Origin of the sequence: Actinoplanes couchii (assembly GCF_016862075.1) — a bacterium.
Lineage (GTDB): Bacteria > Actinomycetota > Actinomycetes > Mycobacteriales > Micromonosporaceae > Actinoplanes > Actinoplanes couchii.
On record NZ_BOMG01000161.1, the window covers coordinates 1 to 8,716 of the forward strand.

The window sequence follows — 8,716 nt, forward strand, 5'->3', positions numbered from 1 at the left end:
GGTTGCGGGTCCAGAACCCGAACCGGTGCCACCCGGTTGCGGAAAACCAGACCCGCTTGATCGGCTGCGGACCAGCGAACTGAAGAAAAAGCGGAAAGACGGTCAGCTGAATGCGGCGCCGATGATCTGGCGGGCGCGGACCGGCTGGTCGCCGCCCATGTGCAGGGTGTTGACCGAGAACACCAGACGCCGGGTCAGGTCGCGGGTGGCGCCCATCGCGTTGGCGTAACCCGGCCGGTCGCCCGTTTTGCCCCACACCGTCAGCGGGCCGACCTGGAAGGCGCCGAGGCCCATCCCGTACGCCGCAGCCGGGTTGTTGGTGTCGTCCTGGTCGCCGTCGTAGGTCGTGGTGCCGGGCGGGATCGTGAACATCAGGTCGAGTTGGACGGGCGGCACGACCCGGCCGCTGAACAGCGCCACCATGAAACGGTCCAGGTCCTGCGGGGTCGAGATGATCGCCGCCGCCGACCATTGCAACGACGGGTTGGCCGCCGACACGTCCACCCAGCCGGCGTCGGTCGCCTCGTATCCGTGCGAGTACCGGCCCGGGATCCGCGGGTCGTCGCCCGGCGTGGTGGTGCCCCGCAGGCCCAGCGGCTCGATGATCCGGTCGTGGACCTCCCGCTCCCAGCTGTGGCCGGTCACCTTCTGGATCAGCAGGCCCGCCATCCAGTAGTCGACGTTGCCGTACCGCTGATACTTCCCCGGTGTGAACGACGGCGGCTTCGTCACGTCGATCTGGCTGCCGTCCGCCCAGTGGTCGTAGCGGTGCTCGAAGAACCAGGCGGGTGTCTTGTGCGGAACCCCGATCCCGTTGAGGCCGCTGGTGTAGGTCAGCACGTGCCGCACGGTGATCGCCGGGAAGTCGGCCGGGAGGAAGCCGGGCAGGTACTGCTGGACGGTCCCGTCCAGATCCAGGCTGCCCTCGGCCACCAGCTGCAACGCGACGGCGGCGGTGAAGACCTTCGTCATCGACCCGATCCGGAACCTGCCGTTCTGCGGCACGTCGCCGCCGGTCCGGACGTCACCGATGCCGGCGGTGCCCTGCCAGCAGCCGGCGGTGCCACGGATCTGCGCCAGCGCCCCGCTGGCCTCGGCGTCCGGCAACCCGCCCTGTGCGACAGGCACGTCGCCGACGGCGGCCGCAAGTCTGGTCGCGGAGAGCGCGGGCAGGGTGGTCGGCGCGGACGGTTCGAGGCGGCACCGTGCCGGCTGGGCGGAGGCAGCGGCGGGAACCCCGAGCGCGGCGGTCACCACGACGGTGACGGCAAGAGCAGCACGTTTACGCATGATCTGCACCCTGCCCGCCCCCGCCGTCCCGGAACTCCGGCAAAATCCCTTTCCGGACCCTGATCTCGTCCGGGGGGACACCCCTAGAGTTGACGGCGGTGGACGGTGCCGACCACGATCTCGACCGTCTCCGCCGCGATCAGGCAGGGCAGTGTCCCCGGCCCGGCCAGTGACTCGACGTCGAACGCCACGATCACCGGTGGGTACTCGCCGACGTAGGCGCGCACCAGTTCCCGTTCGGCGGGCGCCGGCTCCCGGAAGACGGGATCCAGGAACTGTGCCGGGCACGCCAGATAGGCGACGTCGGTGAAGACGACCTCGAGGCCGTGGGCGTAGGTCAGATCGTGGTTGGCGGCCAGGCGCAGGCGCGAGCTGTCGAACTCCTGGACATCCCAGTCCGTCCACGGCCCTTCCGGGAGCACCAGCACCCGCCGATCATCGCATTCCTGGCCCGGCTCGGCTATTTCGGAAGAGCCAAAACCTCCCGGCATTGCGGTACGCCGGACAGGGTGATGTCGTCGCGGCGGTTCTTCTCCCAGTTTTCCCTGGTCAAGCGCCACTGCTGGATCAGGGCCGGTTGGCCGCGGCGGGTGTCCCAGTCAGTGCCGTTGGGTTCGTAGCCCAAGGCGCGGGAGATGTGGTTGGACGGCTCGTTGTCGGTGAACGCGTCGCTTCCGGCCTCGCGGGCGTCCAGGCCGGCGAACGCCAGGTGCAGGATGGCGGTGCGCATCTCCCGGCCGAGGCCGCGCCCGCGGAAACCGGGGGCCAGCCACGAGAAGCTGGTGACCGTACCGAAGCGGGTGAAGTTCCGGGCGGTCAGGTCCTGCATGCCGGCCGGCTCGCCGTCGACCAGGACGGCGAAGTAGAGCCGCCACGCGTCGGGGGTGACCTTGCCGCGGCCGGCCCAGATGCCGCGCAGCCAGCGCCACTCGCGTTCGGGGCTGTCGGCGTAGAAGGCGATCGGGTCGTCGAACGGCCACGGCTCGGTGTCGGCGATCCCGGCCCGGACCAGCGGAACCAGGCGTTCCAGCAGGTCGTCGGAGGCGCCGGCCAGGGTGATCCGGGGTGTCCGGATCCGCACGTTCAGGGGCGGATAGGTGTGGGTCACGAGCGCAAGATATCGACGTACCGAATAGAAAGCATTGTTTTTAGAATGTGTGCCGTGCGCCACATCAGCCGAATCCTCGCCCTCGTCCTGCTCGCCTCACTGATCACGCCGGGTAGCCCCGCCCGGGCCGCCGACGACCCGGGGTGGACCGCGCCCCTGAGCACCCGCGGCCGGTACATCGTCGATGCCGACGGAAACCGGTTCAAGCTGCGATCCGGGAACTGGCACGGCGCCAGCGGCACCTGGACCGGCTCCGGCAGCGACCTCGACGACGCCAACCATCACGCCGGGGAGAACGCCGGCCGCACCCCGCTCGGCCTGGACCGCACGCCGGTGGCCGCGATCGCCGACGGGTTCCGGGCGATCGGCCTGAACAGTGTGCGGCTGCCGTTCTCCAGCGAGATGGCCCGCGACACCCGGCCGGTCACCGACACCGCGGTGGCCGCCAACCCGCAGTTCCGGGGCAAGACACCACTGCAGGTGTACGACGGTGTGGTGGCCGCACTGACCGATGCCGGGCTGGCGGTGATCCTGAACAACCACACCACCACGACCCGCTGGTGCTGCGGCGTCGACGGCAACGAGCGCTGGAACACCTCCCAGAGCACCGCGCAGTGGGAGGACACCTGGCTGACGATGGCCCGCCGGTACGCGAACAATCCGCGGGTGGTCGGCGCGGACCTGTACAACGAGGTGCGCCGCACCGTCCTGGACGACCCGAACTGGGGCTGGGGCAACGATCACGACTGGTTCACCGCGTCGCAGCGGCTCGGCGACCGGATCCTGCGCGAGGCCAACCCGAACCTGCTGATCATCGTGGAGGGCATCAACTGGACCGGGATCCCGGTCGACGGGTTCGCCCACGAGCGGCCGACGCTGAAACCGGTGCGGACCCTGTCGCACACGCTGACAAGGTCGAACAAGCTGGTCTACGCGGCGCACTTCTACGACTACACCGGGCCGAACCACAGCGGCGCGACCGGCACCGGTGAGACGACCGATCCGCGCTACCGGGACCTGAGCAGGGCCGATCTGTTCACCGTACTCAATCGGGATGCTCTTTTCGTCTCTGCCGAGACCGGGCAGCACTTCACCGCGCCGGTGTGGATCAGCGAGTTCGGTGTCGACGGCAACGCGGCGGCCGGATCGAAACAGCGGGAGTGGTTCGCCAACTTCACCGACTATCTGATCGCCACGGACGCCGACTTCGCGTACTGGCCGGTGGTCGGCTGGGCGGAGCGGCGCGCGGCCAACGGCTGGGGGCTGCTGTTCTGGGACCGCTCCGGCGCGCGCAGCGGCATCACCGACGGTGGCGACTGGCGGTCCGGCGCCTGGCAAAATCTGATCAACACCGGATTGCGCGGGTACGTCGCCCCGGACGCGTCCCGGTCCATGCTCAGCCCCGACAACGCCGACTTCGTGGCCTCCCACCGGATGCGGGCTGCCGGGGACTGGGACAACGGGGCCCGCAAGGCCGCCTGCCCGGACGGCCAGCGCCTGATCGGTCTCAGTCACACCGGAAACCGCGGCCTGTGTACGAACACCGGTGTCACGCTCTCCTGGAACACCCATCAGGTGGTCACCGGCCAGCAGTTCGTCAGCAGCGACTGGGCGTCCGGGTACACCAAGTTCCAGTGCCCGGCCGGGGCCGCGATGATCGGGTACGCCGTCCGGGGCGCCGCCGTCTCCAGCGCCCTGTGCGCGGCGGCCGGGGTGTCGACGACCGGCGCGGCCCGCACCGTGTGGTTCGACCGTGGTGACAGCCGCCCGGCCGGGAACCCCGGCGGCGAGTTCGCCAGCGGCCACTACAAGGGCCAGTGCGCCGACGACGAGTACGCCGCGGGCATCGCCTGGACCGGCCGGATCTTCTCGTCGAAGACGCCGGACGCCCTGTACTGCCGCAAACTCTGACCGTTTGCCGAGCGTCCACACCGGGCAGCAGTCCGGTGTGGACATCCAGGGCGATCACGAGATGCGTCGACGCGCCACCCGCCGGGTGCGTGTCTACTACCTGATCACCGGCACGGTGGCGGTCGCCGGCCTCGTCTTCATCGGGGTCGTGCTCGCCCGCGTGGGCAGCCGCCCGGTGGTCCCGCTGCTGGTCCTCGGCGGGATCGCGCTGCTCACGGCCGGCCTGATCGCGCTGATGGTCCGCACGGTCCGCCGGCGCACCGGGTCCTGGGTGTCGCCGATGCTGGGCGCCGACCGGCACACCCGCCGCCGGGTGACACGCGCGATCCGCACCGGGGCCGCGTTGCCGCCGGACGAGCAGCGGCTGGCGGTGGCCGAGGCCACCCGGATCCGCAAGATCACCGGCATTCTGACGATCCCATTCGTCTTCGCCGCCGTGCTGAACCTGATCCAGTTCGCCGGTCACCTGGCCGACGGCAGCGCCGCGTGGCGGATCGTGGCCTCCGGAGCGGCCGCGGCGGCGTTCACCCTCCTGCCGCTCTACCAGCTCTTCTACTACCGCCGGGCCGGCGCTTACCTGGCCGGGGTCGAACACGCGTCGTCGTGACCCGAAGCCGGCGCGCGGAGCAACTCCAGGGTCCGGCGCTTCTCCTCGGCGGTGCCGAACGGGGCCGCCGCGAACTCGGTGACACCCGCCTCGGCCAGGCGTTTCAGCCCTCGGGACACCGTCTCCTCGTCGCCGATCAGGGCCACGTCCGGCGCGCCGCCGGCACCCTCGATGTCCAGAACGCGCCGGTACTCGGGAACCTGGGCGGCCAGCCCGAACCGGGCGGCGATCCGGTCACGGGCGCCGTCGGCGTCGGCGGTGACGCACACCGGCAGGCCGGCGACGATCCGGGGCGGTTTCGCGGACGCCGCGGTGACCAGCGGGACGACGTGTTCGCTGAGAGCGCGGGGTCCGGTCATCCAGGTCACGACACCGTCGGTGGACGATCCGGCCAGCCGGAGCATGGCCGGGCCCAGGGCGGCCAGCAGGACCGCGGGTGGTTCGGCGCCGGGCACGTCGACCGTACCGGCAATGGTCAAAAAATCACCGGCGACCGCGACCGGCTCGCCGCGCAGCAGGGGCAGCAGACCGGCCAGGTATTCCCGCATGAAGGCCACCGGCCGGTCGGCGGGCAGGCCGTACATGCCGGTCACCATCATCGCGACGCCCACGCCGATGCCGAGGGTGAGGCGGTTGCCGGTGGCGGCCTGCACGCTGAGCGCCTGAGCGGCGAGGGTGAGCGGATGCCGCTGGCGGACCGGGATCACCGCGGTGCCCAGGCGGGCGTGCGGCTCGCGCAGGCCGGCGACGGTGAGGGCGGTGAACGCGTCCCAGCCCAGCGCCTGCGGGCACCACACGTCGGTCATGCCGTGGGCGTGGTCCCGCAGCTCGCCGAGGGTGGCCGGGCCGGCCGTCTCGCCGATCAGGATGCCGATGCGCATGTGTCGCTCCCTTCCGGAGAACCTCTCCGCTTTGTCTGCGGTAATATACGGAGAGGTTCTCCGGAAATGCAACGGGCGGGATGCCATGAGGGTCGACGCACGACAGAATCGCGACCGGGTGCTGGCCGCGGCCCGCGAGGAGTTCGCCGCCCACGGCGCGGGCGCCTCCCTGAACAAGATCGCCCAGCGGGCCGGGGTCGGGCCCGGCACGCTCTACCGGCACTTCGCGTCGGTGCAGGACCTGCTCGTCGCGATCATCGCCGCGGACGTGGACACCCTCGCCGCCACCGGGCGTGACCTGCTGGCGCACCCCGACCCGGCGGACGCCCTGCGCATCTGGCTGCGGGCGGTGGCAGTGCACGCCACCTCGATGCGGGGCCTGGTCGCCACCGAGCTGCTGACCGCCGGGACCGACTCGGCCCTGGCCGCCTGCCACGAACAGATCCGGGAGACGGGGGCGGCGCTGCTCGACCGGACCGGCAACCCGGACCACATCGACGTCACCGACCTGCTGACCGTGGTCAACGGGATCGCCTGGGCACACGAACGGCTGCCCGCCGACCCCGCCCGCCTGGACCGCCTGCTCGGCCTGCTGTCCAGTAAGGTCGGTCGATGACCGAGCTGACCCGGCTGCACGCCGACCACGCCGGCGTGGTGCTGGCCTTCGAGACGGCGAACCGCGCCTATTTCGCCGCCTCGATCACCGACCGCGGGGACGGCTACTTCACCCGGTTCGCCGACGGGTTCGCCGCCCTGCTCGCCGAGCAGCGGGCCGGGATCTGCGTGTTCTACCTGCTCGTCGACGACGACGGCGCGGTCCTCGGCCGGTTCAACCTGTACGACCTGGCGGACGGCTCGGCGATCCTCGGCTACCGGGTCGCCCAGCACGCCGCCGGCCGCGGCCTGGCCACGGCGACCGTCCGGGAACTGTGCGGGCTCGCGGCCACCCGGCACGGCCTGCACCGGCTGCGGGCGGCCACCGCGCACACCAACGCCGCCTCCCGCAAAGTGCTGCTCAACAGCGGTTTCACGGCCGTCGGCCCGGCCGATCCGGCCGAACTCGGCGGCGCCGACGGCACCTGGTACGAGCGGACACTCAGCGATACGGCAGATACCGCGTGACCATCTGCCGGCGGGTCCACGGGCGCAGCGCGGTCTCCACCTGTTCCTGCCCGTCCCGCAGCGTCGCTGTGGCCCGGGAGCGCCGGTCGGCGAACGTCTCCGACACGCACCCGGCGATCACCGAAGATCCTCCAGAACCCGGGCCCATCTCCCGGCGGCCACCGACGGCACTGACCTGCACGAGGAATTCGTCGCCGAGCTCGGTCCACCCGAACGGCCGTGCTCCGGGACGGTGCGGTGTCACCCATACCGGCAAGCCTGGTCCTTCGCTGTTGATCTCGATGTCGGCGACATCACCCAACCCGGCCACGAGCCGGTTCTGTCGACACGGAGTGCGCCATCAACACCATTGAAGTCCAGCGGGGCGACGTGACGCTGTCCTGCCTCGTCGGCGGAACCGGGCCCGACGTCGTGGTGCTGCTGCACGGGCTGGCCGGAAGCGCGCGGGAGATGCTGCCCACCGCCGCCGCCCTGGTGGACGAGCACCTGGTGATCGTGCCGGACCTGCGCGGTCACGGCCGTTCCACCCGCCGGCCGGCGGATCTTTCCCGGCGCGCGTACGCCGACGACGTCGCCGCCGTGATCGGGCAGCTCTCCGGCGGGCAGGCGGTGACCCTTGCCGGTCAGTCGATGGGCGGGCACACCGCGCTGCTGACCGCCGCCTGGCATCCCGATCTGGTCCGCCGTCTGGTGCTGCTGGAAGCAGGCGTCGGAGGCCCGCCCGGCGCCGACTATCCGGCCCGGCTCGGCGACTGGTTCGCGTCGTGGCCGGTGCCGTTCCCGGATGCGGCGGCCGCGGCTGATTTCCTCGGCGGGACGCCGATCGCCGCGGCGTGGATCAGTGACCTGGAGCAGCGCGCCGACGGGCTGTGGCCGCGCTTCGACGCCGACATCATGCGGGCGGCGATCACCGAGGTAGCGGCGACGGCCCGATGGGCGGAATGGGAGAGTCTGACGGCTCCGGTCCTGCTGGTGACCGGCGAGCGCGGCCTGATCGACGAGCCCGAGGTGCAGCGGATGCTGGCATCCGGCCCCGAGGTCACTCACACGATCGTCGCGGACGCCGGCCACGACGTTCATTTGGATCAACCCCATGCTTGGGTACGGCTACTGAAGGACTTCATCCGGGACGTGGGCTGGTCGGCGTGGCGGGCACTCGACTGAGCCGTCGCCCGATTCGCGATGATCTGTCTCGTGAGCGGGCCGAGGTGGGACAACGATGCGTGGCAGCGGATTCCGGACCACGAGCGGTTCTGGGCTCCGTTCCACGACCGCTTCCACTTCCGCCCGGGGACGGAACCCGCCACCTGGCCGGCGATCGAGGAGCCGGCCGGTTCGGTGACGTTCGACCTCAGTCCGGTCTTCCAGCAGGCCGACGCCTTTCCTGGCGGCTTCTCCGGAGGCTTCTCCGGCGATGAGGACGCGCTGAACGAACAGGTTCTTTCCGCTATGACCGCCGTCCTGCCTGCCGACCTTCCGCTGGTCGCTCTGGACTGGCAGCACTCGTCGTACTGGTTCTGGCCTCATCTGCAGGCCGCGGAAGGTCAGTCATGGAGGGTCTCGGCCTTTCCCGCCTACGACTATCACGCGTTCCTCACCCAGGATCTTGACCAGGGCACTTTCGGTCACCCCGGGGAACAGACGATCTGCGTGTTCGGCGGTGACCTGACTGCGGCGCTCGCCCCGGAGCTTGCCCGGTGGCTGCCGGCGAAGCGCAAGAACTGATCCGTGTCGGCGGACTCCTTCAGTCCGCTCTTCCGGCGCCGATCAAGCGTGTCGAGCGGGTCTGGTTTCTCT

General features: G+C 70.8%; 11 protein-coding genes. 6 read left to right on the forward strand and 5 right to left on the reverse strand.

From position 1 onward, the window contains the following. Nucleotides 1-102 precede the first annotated feature (102 nt). The 3 genes from Aco03nite_RS52005 to Aco03nite_RS52015 form a co-directional block, all read right to left on the reverse strand. Nucleotides 103-1,290 carry a serine hydrolase domain-containing protein gene (locus tag Aco03nite_RS52005; protein ID WP_203810626.1) on the reverse strand — a complete coding sequence of 396 codons (1,188 nt, stop codon included), beginning with the start codon at nucleotides 1,288-1,290 and terminating at the stop codon, nucleotides 103-105. Between the two features lie 83 nt (nucleotides 1,291-1,373). Beyond that, entirely contained in the window at nucleotides 1,374-1,718 is a 345-nt protein-coding gene (locus Aco03nite_RS52010; protein ID WP_203810628.1) for a hypothetical protein, read from the reverse strand. A gap of 32 nt (nucleotides 1,719-1,750) precedes the next feature. Then, on the reverse strand, nucleotides 1,751-2,398 hold the full coding sequence (locus Aco03nite_RS52015; protein ID WP_239146153.1) for a GNAT family N-acetyltransferase: 648 nt from the start codon (nucleotides 2,396-2,398) through the stop codon (nucleotides 1,751-1,753). A 45-nt stretch (nucleotides 2,399-2,443) separates the two neighbouring features. Here Aco03nite_RS52015 and Aco03nite_RS52020 point away from each other — a divergent pair, with 45 nt between their 5' ends. Next, nucleotides 2,444-4,309, forward strand: coding sequence for a glycoside hydrolase family 5 protein (locus Aco03nite_RS52020; protein ID WP_203810631.1), 1,866 nt, complete (start codon nucleotides 2,444-2,446; stop codon nucleotides 4,307-4,309). A gap of 4 nt (nucleotides 4,310-4,313) precedes the next feature. Beyond that, complete coding sequence (locus Aco03nite_RS52025; protein WP_203810632.1) at nucleotides 4,314-4,916, forward strand: hypothetical protein; 603 nt, start codon at nucleotides 4,314-4,316, stop codon at nucleotides 4,914-4,916. Here Aco03nite_RS52025 and Aco03nite_RS52030 read toward each other — a convergent pair. Further along, a complete protein-coding gene (locus Aco03nite_RS52030; protein WP_203810634.1) occupies nucleotides 4,883-5,797 on the reverse strand; it encodes a TIGR03564 family F420-dependent LLM class oxidoreductase in 915 nt (304 codons plus the stop codon). The genes Aco03nite_RS52025 and Aco03nite_RS52030 overlap by 34 nt on opposite strands. 85 nt (nucleotides 5,798-5,882) lie before the next feature. Here Aco03nite_RS52030 and Aco03nite_RS52035 point away from each other — a divergent pair, with 85 nt between their 5' ends. Both Aco03nite_RS52035 and Aco03nite_RS52040 read left to right on the forward strand, forming a co-directional pair. Continuing rightward, nucleotides 5,883-6,413: a TetR/AcrR family transcriptional regulator gene (locus tag Aco03nite_RS52035; RefSeq protein WP_203810636.1), complete on the forward strand. Its 531-nt coding sequence runs from the start codon at nucleotides 5,883-5,885 to the stop codon at nucleotides 6,411-6,413. After that, the gene (locus tag Aco03nite_RS52040) at nucleotides 6,410-6,919 is read left to right on the forward strand and encodes a GNAT family N-acetyltransferase (RefSeq protein ID WP_203810638.1); all 510 of its coding nucleotides are present in this window, start codon (nucleotides 6,410-6,412) and stop codon (nucleotides 6,917-6,919) included. The genes Aco03nite_RS52035 and Aco03nite_RS52040 overlap by 4 nt, the downstream gene beginning before the upstream one ends. Here the strand turns inward: Aco03nite_RS52040 and Aco03nite_RS52045 are convergent. Continuing rightward, the gene (locus Aco03nite_RS52045; RefSeq protein ID WP_203810640.1) at nucleotides 6,894-7,175 is read right to left on the reverse strand and encodes a hypothetical protein; all 282 of its coding nucleotides are present in this window, start codon (nucleotides 7,173-7,175) and stop codon (nucleotides 6,894-6,896) included. The genes Aco03nite_RS52040 and Aco03nite_RS52045 overlap by 26 nt on opposite strands. 83 nt (nucleotides 7,176-7,258) lie before the next feature. Here Aco03nite_RS52045 and Aco03nite_RS52050 point away from each other — a divergent pair, with 83 nt between their 5' ends. Next, nucleotides 7,259-8,083 (forward strand): alpha/beta fold hydrolase, encoded by an 825-nt coding sequence (locus Aco03nite_RS52050; RefSeq protein ID WP_203810644.1) that lies wholly within the window; start codon nucleotides 7,259-7,261, stop codon nucleotides 8,081-8,083. Nucleotides 8,084-8,113: 30 nt separating this feature from the next. After that, on the forward strand, nucleotides 8,114-8,644 hold the full coding sequence (locus Aco03nite_RS52055; protein WP_203810642.1) for a DUF2716 domain-containing protein: 531 nt from the start codon (nucleotides 8,114-8,116) through the stop codon (nucleotides 8,642-8,644). The last annotated feature ends 72 nt before the right edge of the window (nucleotides 8,645-8,716 follow it).